The 17,025-nt window shown below is 65.4% G+C and carries 14 protein-coding genes and 2 pseudogenes; 1 reads left to right on the plus strand and 15 read right to left on the minus strand.

Annotated elements, in window-relative coordinates; genetic code table 11:
- Nucleotides 1-117: 117 nt before the first annotated feature.
- The 15 genes and pseudogenes from bioB to DRB87_RS02115 form a co-directional block, all read right to left on the minus strand.
- Nucleotides 118-1,110: pseudogene (gene bioB / locus DRB87_RS02045) on the minus strand (biotin synthase BioB); the annotation flags it as partial.
- Nucleotides 1,111-1,235: 125 nt separating this feature from the next.
- Complete coding sequence (gene bioD, locus DRB87_RS02050) at nt 1,236-1,994, minus strand: dethiobiotin synthase (RefSeq protein WP_240756146.1); 759 nt, start codon at nt 1,992-1,994, stop codon at nt 1,236-1,238.
- Nucleotides 1,987-3,195 carry an 8-amino-7-oxononanoate synthase gene (bioF, locus tag DRB87_RS02055; RefSeq protein ID WP_130024679.1) on the minus strand — a complete coding sequence of 403 codons (1,209 nt, stop codon included), beginning with the start codon at nt 3,193-3,195 and terminating at the stop codon, nt 1,987-1,989. Before bioF ends, bioD begins: the two co-directional genes overlap by 8 nt.
- Nucleotides 3,192-4,568: an adenosylmethionine--8-amino-7-oxononanoate transaminase gene (bioA, locus tag DRB87_RS02060; protein WP_130024680.1), complete on the minus strand. Its 1,377-nt coding sequence runs from the start codon at nt 4,566-4,568 to the stop codon at nt 3,192-3,194. The genes bioF and bioA overlap by 4 nt, the downstream gene beginning before the upstream one ends.
- A 313-nt stretch (nt 4,569-4,881) precedes the next feature.
- Nucleotides 4,882-5,673 (minus strand): enoyl-CoA hydratase/isomerase family protein, encoded by a 792-nt coding sequence (locus DRB87_RS02065; protein WP_130024681.1) that lies wholly within the window; start codon nt 5,671-5,673, stop codon nt 4,882-4,884.
- A gap of 34 nt (nt 5,674-5,707) precedes the next feature.
- Nucleotides 5,708-7,315, minus strand: a complete 1,608-nt coding sequence (locus DRB87_RS02070; protein ID WP_017231715.1) for a carboxyl transferase domain-containing protein — start codon at nt 7,313-7,315, stop codon at nt 5,708-5,710.
- 67 nt (nt 7,316-7,382) lie between these two features.
- Nucleotides 7,383-7,805, minus strand: coding sequence for a YchJ family protein (locus tag DRB87_RS02075; RefSeq protein ID WP_130024682.1), 423 nt, complete (start codon nt 7,803-7,805; stop codon nt 7,383-7,385).
- 19 nt (nt 7,806-7,824) lie between these two features.
- Nucleotides 7,825-8,430, minus strand: a complete 606-nt coding sequence (locus DRB87_RS02080) for a 2-hydroxychromene-2-carboxylate isomerase (RefSeq protein ID WP_130024683.1) — start codon at nt 8,428-8,430, stop codon at nt 7,825-7,827.
- A gap of 128 nt (nt 8,431-8,558) precedes the next feature.
- Complete coding sequence (locus DRB87_RS02085; protein WP_130024684.1) at nt 8,559-9,236, minus strand: SDR family oxidoreductase; 678 nt, start codon at nt 9,234-9,236, stop codon at nt 8,559-8,561.
- Nucleotides 9,237-9,276: 40 nt separating this feature from the next.
- On the minus strand, nt 9,277-10,461 hold the full coding sequence (locus tag DRB87_RS02090) for an acetyl-CoA C-acetyltransferase (RefSeq protein ID WP_130024685.1): 1,185 nt from the start codon (nt 10,459-10,461) through the stop codon (nt 9,277-9,279).
- Nucleotides 10,462-10,605: 144 nt separating this feature from the next.
- Complete coding sequence (gene can / locus DRB87_RS02095; RefSeq protein ID WP_017231720.1) at nt 10,606-11,286, minus strand: carbonate dehydratase; 681 nt, start codon at nt 11,284-11,286, stop codon at nt 10,606-10,608.
- A 48-nt stretch (nt 11,287-11,334) separates the two neighbouring features.
- The gene (gene aceK / locus DRB87_RS02100; RefSeq protein ID WP_130024686.1) at nt 11,335-13,140 is read right to left on the minus strand and encodes a bifunctional isocitrate dehydrogenase kinase/phosphatase; all 1,806 of its coding nucleotides are present in this window, start codon (nt 13,138-13,140) and stop codon (nt 11,335-11,337) included.
- 84 nt (nt 13,141-13,224) lie between these two features.
- A complete protein-coding gene (locus tag DRB87_RS02105; protein ID WP_130024687.1) occupies nt 13,225-14,406 on the minus strand; it encodes an isovaleryl-CoA dehydrogenase in 1,182 nt (393 codons plus the stop codon).
- Between the two features lie 98 nt (nt 14,407-14,504).
- A complete protein-coding gene (locus tag DRB87_RS02110; protein ID WP_130024688.1) occupies nt 14,505-14,990 on the minus strand; it encodes a PaaI family thioesterase in 486 nt (161 codons plus the stop codon).
- Nucleotides 14,991-15,244: 254 nt separating this feature from the next.
- On the minus strand, nt 15,245-15,682 hold the full coding sequence (locus tag DRB87_RS02115) for a MerR family DNA-binding transcriptional regulator (protein WP_130024689.1): 438 nt from the start codon (nt 15,680-15,682) through the stop codon (nt 15,245-15,247).
- A 128-nt stretch (nt 15,683-15,810) separates the two neighbouring features.
- Here DRB87_RS02115 and DRB87_RS02120 point away from each other — a divergent pair.
- Nucleotides 15,811-16,892, plus strand: a pseudogene (locus DRB87_RS02120) (MBL fold metallo-hydrolase).
- Nucleotides 16,893-17,025 lie beyond the last annotated feature (133 nt).

Consider the following 17,025-nt stretch of genomic DNA (forward strand, 5'->3'; position numbering starts at 1 on the left):
TTTGCTATCCAACTTCGCCGCGTCGGCGGATCGTCTTTTTGCGATCTCGTCGCCGTCGTGGCGGCTTAACCTGTCAACACATCCTTCAACGCCAGCCCTTCGCCGTGCCGAAAACGCTCAGTGCGTGGCGCAGGCCGTCAGGCCATCGCACTCGCCTGCGGGCTCGGCGGCGCCGAGCTGTTGCTCGGTCGACGTGTGCATGCCGAGACGCGCGAGCAACGCGCGGTCGTGTTCGGCTTGCGGGTTTTGGGTTACGAGCAGTTTCTCGCCGTAGAACATCGAATTCGCACCGGCGAGAAAGCACAACGATTGCAGGGCGTCGTCCATCATCTCGCGCCCGGCCGACAGCCGCACCATTGCGCGCGGCATCGTGATGCGCGCCACGGCGATCATGCGCACGAAGTCGAACGGATCGACGGCGTCGTTGTTCTCCAGCGGCGTGCCTTCGACCTTCATCAGGTTGTTGATGGGCACCGATTCGGGATACGGCGACAGGTTGGCGAGCTGTGCGATCAGGCCGGCGCGCTCGCGGCTTGTCTCGCCCAGGCCGACGATGCCGCCGCAGCACACTTTCAGTCCCGCGTCGCGCACGCGGGCCAGCGTGTCCAGGCGATCCTGATAGGTGCGCGTGGTGATGATCTGCCCGTAGAACTCGGGCGACGTGTCGAGGTTGTGGTTGTAGTAGTCGAGGCCGGCGTCGCGCAATTGCTGCGCTTGCCCGTCACGCAGCATGCCGAGCGTGACGCACGTCTCCAGGCCCAGCGCCTTGACGCTGCGCACCATCTCGCCCACCGCGTCGACCTGGTGCGGCTTCGGGCTGCGCCATGCGGCGCCCATGCAGAAGCGGGTGGCGCCGGCGTCTTTGGCGCGCTGCGCGGCGGCGACCACTTCCTCCACCGGCATGAGCTTCTCGGCTTCCACGCCGGTGTCATAGCGCGCCGATTGCGGGCAATAGGCGCAGTCCTCCGGGCACCCGCCGGTCTTGATCGAGAGCAGCGTCGAGAGCTGCACGGCATTGGCGTCGAAGTGTTCCCGATGCACTTGCTGTGCGCGGAAGATCAGGTCGTTGAACGGCAGCGCGAAGAGCGCCTCGATGTCGGCGACGCTCCAGGGCGTGTCGTTACGGCGCAGGGCTTCGTCGTGACCGTGAGCGGCAGTGTGGGCGTGAACTTGCATGATGTGATTCCTTGAATTCGGTGAGTTCGTTGATGTCGCGCGATAGGGCAGTGGCGCGCTCAAGGCCGCGTCATGTCGACGAGCGGCCCGATGTCGAGATAGCCGGAGGCGGTCGCCGCGTCTGGGTGCGCCAGATGCGGCACTCGCCCGAGCAGCGGCGCGGGCAAGCGCGCGGCAAGGGTGTCGATGTTTGCCGCCACGTGACGCATCTCCGGATCGACGTGATTGGCGACCCAACCCGCGAGCGTCAGCCCACGAGCCGTGATGGCTTCGGCGGTGAGCAGGGCGTGGTTGATGCAGCCGAGCCGCAAACCGACGACCAGGATCACCGGCAGGCCGAGCTGGCGCGCCAGCTCGGCCGTATCCGGTGCATTGGCATCGGCGCCGAGCGGCACGCGAAAGCCGCCCACGCCCTCGACGATCACCAGATCGGCTCGTGCGGCGACACGCGCATAGCCCGCACGGATCACGCCGCAATCGAGCGCGATGCCCTCGGCGGCGGCGGCGATATGCGGTGCCGTGGCGTCTTTCAGTACGTAAGGGCAGTACCAGTCGTCGGGCAGTTTCAGGTTGCTTGCCTGATGCAACTGCTCGACGTCGTCGTTCACGAAGCGCCCGTTGTGCTCGGAGGCGCCTGCCGCGACCGACTTGAGCCCCGCACACACCAGCCCGCGGCGACCGGCCGCGTGCAGCAATGCCGACGAGACGAGCGTCTTGCCGATCTCGGTGTCGGTGCCCGTGACGAAGAACGCATGGCGCGCGGGCGTGGCGCGTTCGGCGGGCATATCGAGCGGGGCGCTGAGATGCGGGTCATCCATGCGCGTGCTCCGTCCAGTCTCGGTCGAGTTGATTGATGGCGGTGGCGAGCCGGGCGACGTCGTCCGCCGTGTGCGTGGCACAGAGCGTCAACCGCAGTCGCGATGTGCCGGGCGCCACGGTCGGCGGGCGGATGGCGGGCACCCACAGTCCGGCCTCGGCCAGCCCCGCCTGCGCGTGCAGCGCGGCGGCGTTCTCGCCGAGGATGATCGGCTGCACGCCGGTGGGCGAGACCATATGCCGCCAATGCCGGAGCGCGAGCGAGTCGCGCAGTTGGGCGATACGCGCTTGCAGCGCGGCGCGGCGCTCGCGGCCCTCGTCGCCGGCGATCAGCGCCAGGCTCGTGAGCAGTGCGTGGGCCTGCGACGGCGCGGCGGCCGTGGTGAAGATATACGGCCGCGCACGATTGACGAGCCATTCGATGACACGCTCGTTGGCGGCGACGAATGCGCCGCCGACACCGGCAGCCTTGCCGAGCGTGCCGATGATGACAAGATTCGGCGAGCGCAGATCGAAATGCTCGAACACGCCCCGGCCAGTCTCGCCGACGACGCCGAAGCCATGCGCATCGTCCACGACCAGCCACGCGTTGTGCCGTTCGGCCAGTGCGAGCAGTTGCGGCAGCGGCGCGATATCGCCGTCCATCGAGAACACGCCGTCGGTGACGATCAGCTTCGTCTCGGCGGTGCTGGCGTCGAGCAGCGCGGCCAGGGCGTCGACGTCGCCATGCGGGTAGACGTGCGTGCGCGCGCGGGACAGACGTGCGCCATCGATCAGCGAGGCGTGATTGAGCGCTTCGGAGAAGATCTCGGCGTCCTTGTTGGCGAGCGCGGAGAGGGTCGCCAGGTTGGCCATGTAACCGGTACAGAAGTACAGCGCGCGACCGTCGACGAGATGGGGCGACATGAAGTCGGCGAGCGCGTCTTCGAGTTCCGCGTGGGCCTGCGAATGACCGCTGATGAGGTGCGATGCGCCGCTGCCTGCGCCGTAGCGCTGCGCGCCCTCGATGAGCGCCTCGACAATCTTCGGATGCGCGGCCAGACCGAGATAGTCGTTGCTGGCGAATGCGAGTACGTCGCGGCCGTCGGCGCACACATGGGGCTGGCACGGCGTGGACACTACGCGGCGGCGGCGTCGCAGATGCGCGCGGTCGATGTCGGCCAGGCCGGCGTCGAGCCGGGCGAACAGGGGATGGGGGGTCATGCGGGCACCTCCGTGCCGTGCGTCGTCGTGGCGTCGAAGGCCGCAAGCGTTTGCGCCGCGAGCCAGTCGATGGTGTCGTCGTCGAGCACGTACGGCGGCATCAGGTAGACCGTGGCCCCGATGGGGCGCAGCAGCACGCCGCGCGCCCGGGCTTCGGCGTAAAAGCGCTTCGCGAAGGCGCTGGCGGCCCCGGGGGCGTCCGGCAACACCGCATCGAACGCCCAGATCATGCCGCGATGACGCACGTGCCTGGCCCGCGGATCGTCGGCCAACGGCGCGAGTGCCTGTGTGAGGCGTTGTGCGCGAAGCATGTTGCTTGCGAGCACGTCGTCGTCGGCAAAGATGTCGAGCGTGGCGAGTGCCGCGCGGCACGCCAGCGGATTGCCGGTGTACGAGTGCGAGTGCAGGAAGCCGCGTGCGGTGTCGTCGTCGTAGAAGGCGTTGTAGATCGCGTCGCGCGAGAGCACCAGCGACAGGGGCAGATAGCCGCCGCTGATCCCCTTGGACAGGGTGAGCAGATCGGGCCAGATGCCGGCCTGCTCGCTCGCGAAGAAGGTGCCCGTGCGTCCGCACCCAACGGCGATTTCGTCGGCGATGAGATGCGCGCCGTGCTGATCGCACAGCGCGCGCACGCGGCGCAGATACTCGGGATCGTGCATCGCCATCCCGGCCGCGCATTGCACGAGCGGTTCGACGATGACGGCGGCAATGCGTCCCTCGCGCTGCGTGAGCAACGTCTCGAGGTCTGCCGCGGCGCGACGCGCGACGTCGGCCGGCGTCTCCCCGTCGCGGGCGTCGCGCGCATCGGGCGAGGCCACCACGTGGGCGTGGCGCAGCAGCGGGTCGTAGGCGTCGCGAAAGAGTGCGACGTCGGTCACGGCGAGCGCACCGAGCGTCTCCCCGTGATAGCCGTGACGCACGCAGACGAATTCGCGCTTGTCGCTGTGGCCCTGATTGCGCCACGCGTGAAAGCTCATCTTCAGGGCGATCTCGACAGCCGACGCGCCATCGGACGCGAAGAACGCATGCCCGAGCACGCCGCCGGTCAACGCCGACAGACGTTCGGCCAAGGCGACGACCGGTTCGTGGGTGAAGCCCGCGAGCATCGCATGTTCGAGGCGGCCAAGCTGATCGACGAGCGCCGCGTTGATGCGCGGATTCGCATGGCCGAACAGATTGACCCACCACGAACTGATGGCGTCGAGGTAGCGCTTGCCGTCGGTATCGACGAGCCAGGGGCCTTCGCCGTGGGACAACGCGACGAGCGGCAGCTTTGCCTGTTGCTTCATCTGCGTGCAGGGGTGCCAGACCTGTCGCAGACTGCGCGCGGCGAGATCGCCGGGACCGGCGGGGGGGCGCGAAGAGGCGTCCATCGGTGACTCCTTGGTTGGCCGCGACGGAAGGCGTTCGCCATGTGACGTATGCCGTCCGTTCGGCTGGCCGGTGACGGGCGTTGCACAGGGCGCTGCCGCACGGGGCCGGAGGTGGGGGGATGGACGCATGGTAGGCAAAGCGTTTTAGTAGGGCAATAGGCGGAATTGGCGCGAAAAATCGCTGCTTTGTGTGCCGTAGCGCGACGTTATAGGCAAATTCGCAAAAACCGCCGATAACGTTGCGGCATCTCCGCCGTCACCCCTCCCCCAAAAAATTTGTAACCGATGATGTGGCCTGACGCACGTGCGTGGCTCAGGACGCCTCGCGCCACGCCGGCGCGCGCTTCTCGAGGAACGAGCGCACGCCTTCGCGGCCTTCGTCGGACGCGCGGATCTTCGCGATGCGGTCCGCCGTGTCGGCGATGGCGCCGTCGTCGATCTCTCGACCCGCGAAGTCCTGCACGAGTCGTTTGCACGCTTTCACTGCGTTCGGGCTGTTGTCGACGAGCGCCTTGGTCAGCGCCTGCACGGTGCTGTCGAGCGCCTCGGCGCTCACGACCTCGTGCACGAGACCGTGACGGTGCGCGGTCGCGGCGGTGAAACGCTCCGCCGTGAGGAAATAGCGACGTGAGGCCGACTCGCCGAGCGCGCGAATGACATAGGGGCCGATCGTCGCCGGCATCAGGCCCAGCTTCGCCTCCGACAGGCAGAAGTGCGCGGTGTCGACCGCCACGACCATATCGGCCACGGCGGCCAGACCCACGCCCCCCGCGTAAGTGTCGCCCTGCACGCGAGCGATCACCGGCTTCGGGCAGCGATAGATCGTGCTCAGCATGACGGCCAGTGTCATCGCGTCGGCGCGGTTCTCGGCGTCGGAGTAGCCGGCCATCTTCTGCATCCAGTTCAGGTCGGCGCCCGCGCAGAAGGCGACGCCTTCTGCGGCGAGCACGATCGCACGCACGTCGTCGTTCGTGGCGAGCGCGCGAAACGCGCCCGTCAGTTCCTCGATGACCGTTTCGTTGAACGCATTGCGCACGTCCGGACGGTTGAGCGTGACGGTGGCGACGTGGGCGTCGACGCTGACTTTTAACGTGACGAGATTCATGACGTGGAATTCCTCGATGGGCCGTTGCGGGCGATTACATGCGGAACAGGCCGAAGCGCGTTTCGGGAATGGGCGCGTTGAGCGTGGCTGACAGCCCCAGTCCGAGCACGGTGCGGGTGTCCGCCGGATCGATCACGCCGTCGTCCCACAAGCGGGCGCTGGCGTAGTACGGATGGCCCTGGCGCTCGTATTGATCGCGAATCGGCTGCTTGAAGGCATCCTCTTCCTCGGCGCTCCACTGGCCGCCGCGGCCCTCGATGCCGTCGCGCTTGACCGTGGCGAGCACCGACGCGGCCTGCTCGCCGCCCATCACCGAGATACGGGCGTTCGGCCACATCCACAGGAAGCGCGGCGAGTAGGCCCGACCGCACATGCCGTAGTTGCCCGCGCCGAACGAGCCGCCGATGATGACCGTGAACTTCGGCACGTTCGCGGTGGCGACCGCCGTCACCATCTTCGCGCCGTGCTTGGCGATGCCCTCGTTCTCGTACTTGCGCCCGACCATGAAGCCGGTGATGTTCTGCAGGAAGATCAGCGGGATCTTGCGCTGGCAGCACAGCTCGATGAAGTGCGCGCCCTTCTGGGCCGACTCGGAGAACAGGATGCCGTTGTTCGCCACGATGCCGACCGGATAGCCCCACAGATGCGCGAAGCCGCACACGAGCGTGGTGCCATAGCGCGCCTTGAATTCGTCGAACTCGGAGCCGTCGACCAGGCGTGCGATCACTTCGCGTACGTCGAACGGCTTCTTCGTGTCTGACGGAATCACGCCGTACAGGTCGCGGGCGTCGTACTTCGGCTCGACCGGCGGCTTGACCGCAACGGTGGCCGGCTTGCGACGGTTGAGGTTCGCGGCGATGCTGCGCGCGATGGAAAGTGCGTGCGCGTCGTTCTGCGCGAAGTGATCGACGACGCCCGAGAGGCGCGTGTGGACGTCGGCACCGCCGAGGTCTTCGGCGCTCACTTCCTCGCCGGTGGCGGCTTTCACGAGCGGCGGGCCGCCGAGGAAAATCGTGCCCTGTTCCTTGACGATGATCGACTCGTCGCTCATGGCGGGCACATAGGCACCACCGGCCGTGCACGAGCCCATCACCACGGCGATTTGCGGAATGCCCTGCGCGGACATCTGCGCCTGGTTGTAGAAGATGCGCCCGAAGTGATCGCGGTCGGGGAAGACATCGTCCTGGTTCGGCAGGTTGGCGCCGCCCGAGTCGACCAGGTAGATACACGGCAGATGGTTCTGCTCGGCGATCTCCTGCGCGCGCAGATGCTTCTTGACCGTCATCGGGTAATAGGTGCCGCCCTTGACCGTGGCGTCGTTGCAGACGATCACGCACTCCTGGCCCGACACACGGCCGATGCCGGTGATGATGCCGGCGCCCGGGGCGTCGTCGTGATACATGCCAATCGCCGCGAGCTGCGAGAGTTCGAGAAACGGCGAGCCCGGATCGAGCAACTGCTGCACGCGCTCGCGCGGCAGCAGCTTGCCGCGCGCGATGTGCTTCTTGCGCGCGGCCTCACCGCCGCCACCGGCCAGTTGTGCAATGCGGGCACGCAGGTCGTCGACCAGGGTCTGCATCGTGGCCGCGTTGCGTGCAAAGTCTTCGCCGCGCGGGTTGAGCTTGCTTTCAAGAATCGGCATGTGACGAAATCCGGTGGAGAGTGAGGGAGTCGTTGGAGGCGTTTCGTGGACGCGCGCCGCGGCGGGGTCAGTCGAACAGGTCGCCGTCGATGTAGCGCCAGCGGCCGTCGTCCGAGCGCTCGAAGCGGCTGCGTTCGTGCAGCCGGTGCGCCCGTCCGCCGACCTTGTAGCGGGCGACGAATTCGACTTCGGCATGCGACGCGTCGCTTTGGCGATGGGCCTTGATCTGCAGGCCAAGCCATTGCGGCGCGTCGTCGAAGTCAAGCGTGGCGGGACGCGTGCGCGCCGCCCAGGTGTCGAGCAGGTACGCGGCGTTGTGACGCACGAACGCCGTGTATCGCGAGCGCATCAGCGCTTCGGCGCTCGGCGCCATGTCGCCGTGTTCCAGGTAGCGCGCGCAACAGTCGTCGAATGTGAGCCCGCCGCAAGGGCAGGCGTCGCGCTCGATGTCTGGCGTCGTCGCGCTGCGCGACGTGAGGGGTCTTGCCATCGTGAGTCGTGCCTTGTTGTCAGATCTTGCCTTGCTTCAGACAGGCCTCGACCTGTGGGAAGTGGTCGAAGCCCCAGAACGGTTCGCCGTCCACGATCACGAAGGGCGAGCCGAACACCCCGCGCGCCATCGCCAGATCGATTTCGGCCTTGAGATGGTCCTTGGCGGCGGGCGAATGCATGCCGGTGTCGAGCTTCGTGCCGTCGATGCCCAGAGCCTCGCCCAGGCGCACGAGTTCCGCCGGGTCGCCGATGTTCACGTCGTCGACGTAAAGCGCGTGGAAGATCGACTTCGCGAACTCGGCGGACAGGTCGCCGCCGTGATGATCCTGCACCCAGAGCACGGCGCGCTCGGCGGCTTGCGTCGGGATCGGGAAGTGCGTCGGCCGCTTGTACGCGATGCCATGAAACCGCGCGGTGCGCTCCACGTCATGCCGCAGATACGCGGTCTTGATCGGATGCTGCGTCGGTGCGCCCGTGCCGTTCACCTTGTAGACGATGTCGAGCAGGATCGGATGCCACGCCACGCCACGCCCGTGTCTCGTCGCGATGTCGTCGATGCAGGTGCTCGCAAAATACCCATACGGGGATGCGAAGTCGAAATAAAAATCGATGGCGGACGTCATGTGGGCTCCGTTTCCGAGTGACGTGTCTGGCCCGCGAATCAAAAGATGCGGCGGTGTGGCTACAGCTTGTTATTCCGTCTCGCGCCAGACGATGCCTGCCCGGTCGCGAGTTTATTTTTTTCCTGCGATTACCACGCAAACGCGCTGCCGTCGTAATTGAAGAAACCCCCGTTGTGCGTGGCGCGCTCGCCCGGTGCGCGGGCGAGCACGCGGCGCATGCCGGCCACGCTTGTCTGCACGTCGATGTCCGCGTTCTCGCCGCCCATGTCCGTGCGTACCCAGCCCGGATGCATCGCGACGCAGGTGGCGCGCTGCGCTTCGAGCGACGTGGCCTTGACGACCGAATTCACGGCCGCCTTGCTTGCCCGATATAGCCAGCTGCCATTGGTCTCCATCAGGGCGATGCTCCCCATGCGACTCGAAAGAAAACCAAACGCGCCGCCGGCGGCTTCGACGAACGGCAACACAAGCGGCGCGGCCTGCATGGCGCCGAGGACATTCGTGTGGAACACGCGGTCGAACTCGGCCATGGTGATCGGCGCGAGGCCCGTGGTGCGCTCCGAATTCACGCCTGCGTTGTAGATCGCGACGTCCAGGGCCACGCCGTCGAGTTGCCACGACAGGCCGGAGAGCGACTCCACGCGCGTGACGTCGAGCTGCAACGGCTCGGCGTCCAACTCGCGCAGGGCAGCCAGACCGTCCTCATCGCGGGCCGTGGCGAAGACGCGCCAGCCGTCGCCGCGATACTGCCTGACGAATTCCATGCCGATGCCGCGCGACGCACCGATGATGAGTGCTGTTTTCATGACGTGCGATTCCTCTGGGCCAGTGCGTGAGCCTGCGGGGTCATACGAGTTCGATGGCCATCGCTGTCGCTTCGCCGCCGCCGATACACAAGCTGGCCACGCCGCGCTTGCCGCCGGTCTGGCGCAACGCACCGATGAGCGTGACCAGGATGCGGGCGCCGGAGGCGCCGATCGGATGGCCGAGCGCGCAGGCGCCGCCATGAATATTGACCTTCTCGTGCGGCAGGTTGAACTCGTGCATCGCGGCCATCGTGACGACCGCGAAGGCTTCGTTGATTTCATATAGATCGACGTCGTTCGTCGACCAGCCGGTCTTCTCGAAGAGCTTGCGCATCGCGCCGACCGGCGCCGTGGTAAAGAGGCCCGGCTGTTGGGCGAATGTGGTGTGTCCGGCGATGCGCGCGAGCGGTGCGAGGCCGAGACGTTTGGCCGTCGATTCGCGCATCAGTACCAATGCGGCGGCACCATCCGAGATCGACGACGAATTTGCCGCTGTCACCGTGCCGTCCTTGCGGAAGGCTGCCTTGAGCGTCGGGATCTTTTCGGGGTTGGCCTTGAACGGCTGCTCGTCCTGATCGACCACCGTGTCGCCCTTGCGACCCGGTACCGTCACTGCCGCGATTTCCCACGAGAACGCGCCGTCCTTCGTGGCCTTTTGCGCGCGTTCGAGCGAGGCGATGGCGAAGGCGTCCTGGGCCTCGCGGGTGAAGGCGTAACGGTCGGCGCATTCCTCGGCGAAGGTGCCCATCAGGCGGCCCTTGTCGTAGGCGTCTTCCAGACCGTCGTAAAACATGTGGTCGATGACCTGACCGTGCCCCATGCGCATGCCGGTGCGTGCCTTCGGCAGCAAATAGGGGGCATTGCTCATGCTTTCCATGCCGCCGGCGACGATCACGTCGGCGCTGCCGGCCACGAGCATGTCGTGCGCGAACATGGCGGCGCGCATGCCCGAACCGCACATCTTGTTGACGGTGGTCGCCCCGGCGGCGAGCGGCAGACCGGCGCCGAGCGTGGCCTGACGCGCAGGCGCCTGACCCTGACCGGCGGGCAGCACGCAGCCCATGACCACTTCGTCGACCTGCTCGGGTTGGATCCCGGCGCGTTCGACGGCGGCGCGAATGGCGGCGGCACCCAGTTGCGGTGCGGCGACATCGCCGAATACCCCTTGCAAGCCGCCCATCGGCGTGCGGGCGGCGGAAACGATAACGATCGGGTCGTGTTGCATGGCAGTCTCCTGTAATCGCTTGCGGAGGCCAACGATCGTCCTTGCGGACCGGGTCGTCAGCCCCCGAATATCCAATGCTTCAGTCCTTGCATCGTCCGTGCGCCCGGCGAGGGGTGTCCGGCGGGGCCGGACAACATGGCTCGCTTAGGCGCGCGGATTGCGTAATTCGGCCATCGCGGCCACGCAGCGGTCGTAAATACGCGGCAGGGCTTCGAGGCTGTTGACCGACATGCGCAGGTCGCGCACCAGACCGTCGCGCAGGCCGTACACCCAGCCGTGCACCGTTACGGGCTGATTGCGGGCCCAGGCGTCGCGCAATACCGTCGTATGACAGATATTGACCACCTGCTCGATGGCGTTCAGTTCGCACAGTCGGTCGTGACGGGCGTCGCGCGACGGCAGCGCGTCGATTTGCTCGACGTGGCGCTCGTACACATCGCGCACGTGGCGCAGCCAGTTGTCGACGAGGCCCATCTTCGCGCCGTCGAGCGCCGCGCCCACGCCGCCGCAACCGTAATGGCCGACCACCATGATGTGGCGAACCTTCAGCACTTCAACGGCGAACTGCAATACCGACAGACAGTTCAGATCGCTGTGCACCACGACGTTCGCGATATTGCGGTGGACGAACACTTCGCCCGGCGCGAGGCCCGTGATCTGGTTGGCCGGCACGCGCGAGTCCGAGCAGCCGATCCAGAGGTACTCCGGTGTTTGCAGCTTCGACAACCGCTCGAAAAATGCGGGGTCTTCCGCGTTCACGCTGGCGACCCAGGCGCGGTTGTTATCGAGCAGATGGAGGAGAGGTTGGTCTTTGTCTTCGGTCATGATCGTGTCATCCGGTGAACGTGTCGTGTGCTGGGAGACATCGCATGCTCAAGCGGCCGCCGCGCGGGGCGGGGCGCCGGTGGCACCGTGGCCGGTGCCGTAGCGATTGACGAAACGCAGCGAGACATCGTACGGATAGAAGTCGTGCATCTGTCCGGCTCGCACCCGGTCCTGATAGTCTTGCCACAGGCCGGGGTCGAAAAAATCCGGATGATGCTGGCTCAGGGAGTGCCGCACGCGCGCGTCTCCTGTCAGGAACGTCTCGAACGTCTGCGGAAACACGTCGTGCGGGCCTACACGGTACCAGACTTCCCCCGACATCGCCTCTTCTTCGTTACGGGGTTCCGGCACTCGACGGATGTGGCAATCCGTCAGATATTCCAGTTCGTCGTAGTCGTAAAAGACCACCCGGCCGTGGCGCGTGACACCGAAATTCTTGTACAGCAGATCGCCGGGGAAGATGTTCGCCGCCATCAGCTCCTTCACCGCGTGGCCGTACTCGCGCATGGCGTGGTCGACCTCGGCGTCCGATGCCGTTTGCAGCCACAGATTGAGCGGCGTCATGCGGCGCTCGATGTAGCAGTGGCGGATCACGAGGGCGTCGCCGTCGATTTCGAGCTGCGAGGGCACTTCTCGCTGGAGTTCGGCGAGCAGGGCGTCGTCGAAACGCGCGCGCGGGAAGGCCACGCTCGAGAACTCCAGCGTATCGGCCATCCGGCCCACGCGATCATGCTGCTTGACCATCAGGTACTTCGCTTTCACCTGCTCGCGCGTGGTCTCCTTGGGCGGCGCGAAGCGCTCTCGAATCACTTTGAAGACATACGGATACGAGGGCAGCGTGAAAACCAGCATGACCAGCCCGCGAATGCCCGGCGCGCTCACGAACAGGTCGCTCGAATGCTTCAGGTGATGCAGGAAATCGCGATAGAACAGGTTCTTGCCGTGTTTCTGCAGACCGACCGACGTATAGATCTCCGCTTTCGGCTTGCCCGGCATGATCGTGCGCAGGAACTGCACATAGGCCGACGGCACTTCCATATCGACCATGAAATAGGCATGTGTGAAGCCGAACACCACGCGGAGTTCCTCGCGGCGCAGCAGAGCGGCGTCGAGCGCCAGCATGCCGTTCGCGTCGTGCATGATCGCGAGGGCGAAGGGCGTGGTCACGTCGCCGTTCACGATACGTCCCACGATATAGGCCGCCTTGTTCCGGAAGAACAGCGACGCGAGCACGTGAATCTGAAAATTCGGTGCGGGCACGAAGTCGCCGAGCGTCTCGTCGAGCGCGCGTATCACGTAGCCGACGTCGCGCGGCAGATCGGCAAACGGGCGGGTGAGCTGAAAATTCGTGACGATACGCGCGATCGTGGCCGCCATGCCGTCTGGCGCGGGGTAATAGACGCGATACGTCGGTTTCGCGGCGGGGGCGTCGTTCTCGATGTACTCCGTCGCCACGGCGGGGCGAACGAAGATGAAGCGGTTGTTGAAATACGAACGGTGCAGGATCTTGCAGCACACCGAGTTGAAAAACGTCTCGGCCAGCTCCGGCTGACGATGCTCCGTGAGCAAGCCGATGTAGTGCAGCTTCACTTGCTGCCAGACATCGTCGTCGAGCGACTGGGCGTCGAACTCGTCTTCCAGCGTCACGACGCATTCCCGCACGCGTTCGTCGTAATAGGCGATGCGGTCGCGCTGGAGCTTCTGGATGCCCATGAAATCGCCCGCCTCGAAACATGCCTGCGCCGCGACGCAGACGTCGCGGAAGATGCGGTAATGCTTGTCGAAGCCGTCCAGCATCGTGCGGGCGACGTCGTAAGCAAACTGCGACGACAGGAGTTTCGGGAAGTGATTCATACCGGTCGGGACAGGCGCGGGAGCGGTCTCAGTGGATTGTAGCGCTGCTGCCTGCGCCTGAATGTCAGTCGATGTGTCGTCGGCTTACATCGTTTCCGCGAACAACTCGCGGCCGATCAGCATGCGGCGGATCTCCGACGTGCCCGCGCCGATTTCGTAAAGCTTTGCGTCGCGCCACAGGCGCCCGACCGGGTACTCGTTGATATAACCGTTGCCGCCGAGAATCTGGATCGCTTCACCGGCCATCCACGTCGCCTTCTCGGCCGTGTACAGAATCACCCCCGCGCAGTCCTTGCGCACCTGACGCACGTGATCGCGACCGAGCGAATCGAGCTGGCGGCCCACCGCGTAGAGATACGCGCGGCTTGCCTGCAGAATCGTGTACATGTCCGCGACCTTGCCCTGGATGAGCTGGAACTCCCCGATCGACTGGCCGAACTGCTTGCGGTCGTGGATATAGGGCACGACCACGTCCATGGCTGCCTGCATGATGCCCAGCGGGCCGCCGGCGAGTACCGCGCGCTCATAGTCCAGACCGCTCATGAGCACCTTCGTGCCGCCGCCGATCTGGCCCAGCACGTTCTCCTCGGGCACCTCCACGTTCTCGAACACCAGCTCCCCGGTGTGTGAGCCGCGCATGCCGAGCTTGTCCAGCTTCTGCGCGACCGAGAATCCCTTCATGCCCTTCTCGACAAGGAAGGCCGTCATGCCGCGGGCGCCCGCTTCCGGATCGGTCTTGCCGTAGACGACCAGCGTGTCGCAGTCCGGGCCGTTCGTGATCCACATTTTCGTGCCGTTGAGCACGAAGCGGTCGCCGCGCTTCTCGGCGCGCAGCTTCATGCTGACCACGTCCGAGCCCGCGTTCGGTTCGCTCATCGCGAGCGCCCCGATATGCTCGCCCGACACCAGCTTGGGCAAGTACTTCGCCTTTTGCGCGGCGGTGCCATTGCGGTGGATCTGGTTGACGCAGAGGTTCGAGTGCGCGCCGTACGACAGGCCGATCGACGCCGACGCGCGCGAGATTTCCTCCATCGCGATCATGTGCGCCAGATAGCCCATGTTCGCGCCGCCATACTCTTCCGAGACCGTCATGCCGAGCACGCCGAGGTCGCCCATCTTGCGCCAGAGGTCCATCGGGAACTGGTCGGTGCGGTCCACTTCGCCTGCGCGCGGGGCGATTTCCTTGGAGGCGAAGTTCGCGACCGATTCGCGCAGCATATCGAGGTCTTCGCCGAGCATGAAATTGAGTCCGGGCAACAGGGTCATGACACAGTCTCCAGAGGGTGGCGCGTGGCTGTTAGCCCGCGCATGGGTTCGATGGTGCGGCTAATGAGGTTGATTCGGCGATCCGGTGGCGGGGGCGCTCAGCGAGTCGTGGGAGACGACGTTGCCGAGGGACTGGCCGCCAGCACGAAAAGCGTTTGCTGCATCAATGCGCAAAGCGTCCATTTGCTGTCGTCGACGACAAACAGTTCGGCGGTGGCGACGATCAGCGTGCGCCCGGATTTCACGACCTGGCCGCGTCCAACCAGTGTATCGCCCTTGCCGGGAGCGAGAATGTTCAGTTTGTATTCGGCGGTGACCAGTTCCTGGTCCGGTGAGATGCGGGTGTAGCCCGCGTAGCCGCCGGCGGAGTCGGCGATGGCGCCGATCACACCACCGTGAAAAAAGCCGTGCTGCTGGTTGACCTTGTCCGAGAACGGCAGCGAGATTTCGCAGTGGCCGTCGGCAAGATGCGAGAGAAGCGCGCCCCAATGCGTCATGACGCCCTGTTTTTCGAAGCTGGCGCGGATCTTTGCGGCGACGGCGTCGTCGAGCGGTGCAGCGTGGGAGACAGGGAGGTTGGCCATGATGGGAGCGAAAGTACGGACAAAGCCGAGTGCCCAGATATTACTTTACGTTTACGTAAACGTAAAGTAAGGGCTTTCCAGCATCGAAAGCGCGAAGGTCGGCCGGGCGGGAGGCGACCCCGGACAGGATGCAGGGCGAGGCGGATTCAGGCGGGTTGGGCCGGGTTTGGGCGGGTTGGGGCAGTAAGTGGTTGAAACCGAGGCCGACGCCAAGGCCGAGACAGAAGTCGGAACAGAAGTCGAAACCTGACGAATCAGTGCGACACAGCCGTCGTCTTCGACCGTCGGGCGACGTCGGCGGGAGCGGTTTCGCCGGCAGCCTCGAGCAGCGCGAGACATTGGGCTTCGTGTTGCGCGACCTCGTCGAGCGTGGCGTGAAGATCCTCGAGTTGCTGCTCAAGCACCTGCCGATGCTGGGACAGCGTTTCGAGGAACACGCGAAGCTGGGACACCGTATCCTTGGGCGACGCGTAGAGATCGAGAATCGACTTGATCTCCGAGAGCGTGAGTCCGAGACGTTTGCCGCGCAGCGTCAGCTTCAGACGCGTGCGATCCTGCCCGGTGTAGACGCGGTGGCGCCCGCCGGGACCTTCGCGGGCCGGTGTGAGCAGCCCCTGATCCTCGTAGAAACGGATCGCGCGGGGCGTAATGTCGAACTCGCGGGCAAGCTCGGTAATCGTGTATGTGAGCATCGGGTTAAGCAGGTGCTTACCATTGCAGATAGAATTGCCGTTTACGTTAGCGTCAAGTTGCTTCCTATGCAATCGGTGACGGCGTTAGCCGATAACGACAGAACAAGTCCATCTGGAGCGTGGTCCTCGTGAATGCCCTTGAACAACAACTGAATTACCCCCTCGGAGAATTCTTGCCGGAAGGCGGCACCGTGCACGAAGTGGCGCCAGGCGTCTTCTGGGTGCGCATGCCGCTGCCGTTCGTGCTCGATCACATCAACCTGTGGCTGCTGCGCGACGATATCGACGGCGTCAAAGGCTGGACTGTCGTCGATTGCGGCATCACACATCCGCAGATCAAGGCCTATTGGGAGCAAGTGTTCGAGCATGCGCTCGGGGCGACCCGGTTCTGCGTGTCGTCGTCACGCATTGCCACCCCGATCACCTCGGCCTTGCGCACTGGATCTGCAAGGGCGGCGACAAACCCCGCTGGTCAGCTCGGCTCGCCATGTCGCAGGGCGACTACGCATGGGGCCGTCTCATGTCGGAGGCCGTCAACAACAACGCCGCCAATGCTGGCGGCGAGTTCGCCGTGGCGCACTTTATTTCGCATGGGCTTGCCGATGAGGCCATGATCGACCAGATCCGCCACCGCAAGACCTACTTCAGCGACCTCGTACCGGAGGTGCCGTCGCGCTTCTTCCGCTTGCGCGATGGCGAGTCCCTGCGCATCGGCGGCAGCGACTGGCGTTTGATCGCGGGTTACGGCCACTCGCCAGAGCACATGGCGCTGTACTCCGAACAGCACAACGTGCTCATCTCCGGCGACATGGTGCTGCCGCGCATCTCGACCAACGTCAGCGTCTTCGACATCGAACCCGAAGCCAACTCGCTGCAACTGTTCCTTGACTCGCTCGGCGTCTACCTCGATCTGCCCGCCGATTGTCTCGTGCTGCCCTCGCATGGCCGGCCGTTCACCGGACTGCACACCCGCATTGGCCAACTGCGTGATCACCACACCGCACGGTTGCAGGAAGTGCGCGACGCCTGCGCCCGGTCGCCGCAAAGCGCGGGCGATATCGTGCCGATCATGTTCCATCGCAAGCTCGATGCGCACCAGACCACCTTCGCCATGGGCGAAGCGCTGGCGCACCTGCACATGCTCTGGCGTTCGGGGGAACTCAAGCGCGAGCGCGATGCGAAGGGCGTCTGGCGCTTTTCTCCGGTTTGATCGGACCTGCGTGACGACCTGCACGATGACCTGCCTTCGCGGCAGGTGCGAGCGGCAGGCATGAGCGGCGGGCGTGAGCGGCAGGCATGAGCGTTGCGCATGAGCGGCCGACCGTATCGGTTGGCCACAAAAC

The sequence above is a fragment of the Pandoraea sp. XY-2 genome, from assembly GCF_004193915.1.
Taxonomy (GTDB): domain Bacteria; phylum Pseudomonadota; class Gammaproteobacteria; order Burkholderiales; family Burkholderiaceae; genus Pandoraea; species Pandoraea cepalis.

Bases quoted from the DNA above. Each gene is read 5' to 3' on its own strand.
- bioD (WP_240756146.1), bottom strand. From the start codon at position 1,994: ATGGATGACCCGCATCTCAGCGCCCCGCTCGATATGCCCGCCGAACGC.
- bioF (WP_130024679.1), bottom strand. From the start codon at position 3,195: ATGACCCCCCATCCCCTGTTCGCCCGGCTCGACGCCGGCCTGGCCGAC.
- bioA (WP_130024680.1), bottom strand. From the start codon at position 4,568: ATGGACGCCTCTTCGCGCCCCCCCGCCGGTCCCGGCGATCTCGCCGCG.
- DRB87_RS02065 (WP_130024681.1), bottom strand. From the start codon at position 5,673: ATGAATCTCGTCACGTTAAAAGTCAGCGTCGACGCCCACGTCGCCACC.
- DRB87_RS02070 (WP_017231715.1), bottom strand. From the start codon at position 7,315: ATGCCGATTCTTGAAAGCAAGCTCAACCCGCGCGGCGAAGACTTTGCA.
- DRB87_RS02075 (WP_130024682.1), bottom strand. From the start codon at position 7,805: ATGGCAAGACCCCTCACGTCGCGCAGCGCGACGACGCCAGACATCGAG.
- DRB87_RS02080 (WP_130024683.1), bottom strand. From the start codon at position 8,430: ATGACGTCCGCCATCGATTTTTATTTCGACTTCGCATCCCCGTATGGG.
- DRB87_RS02085 (WP_130024684.1), bottom strand. From the start codon at position 9,236: ATGAAAACAGCACTCATCATCGGTGCGTCGCGCGGCATCGGCATGGAA.
- DRB87_RS02090 (WP_130024685.1), bottom strand. From the start codon at position 10,461: ATGCAACACGACCCGATCGTTATCGTTTCCGCCGCCCGCACGCCGATG.
- can (WP_017231720.1), bottom strand. From the start codon at position 11,286: ATGACCGAAGACAAAGACCAACCTCTCCTCCATCTGCTCGATAACAAC.
- aceK (WP_130024686.1), bottom strand. From the start codon at position 13,140: ATGAATCACTTCCCGAAACTCCTGTCGTCGCAGTTTGCTTACGACGTC.
- DRB87_RS02105 (WP_130024687.1), bottom strand. From the start codon at position 14,406: ATGACCCTGTTGCCCGGACTCAATTTCATGCTCGGCGAAGACCTCGAT.
- DRB87_RS02110 (WP_130024688.1), bottom strand. From the start codon at position 14,990: ATGGCCAACCTCCCTGTCTCCCACGCTGCACCGCTCGACGACGCCGTC.
- DRB87_RS02115 (WP_130024689.1), bottom strand. From the start codon at position 15,682: ATGCTCACATACACGATTACCGAGCTTGCCCGCGAGTTCGACATTACG.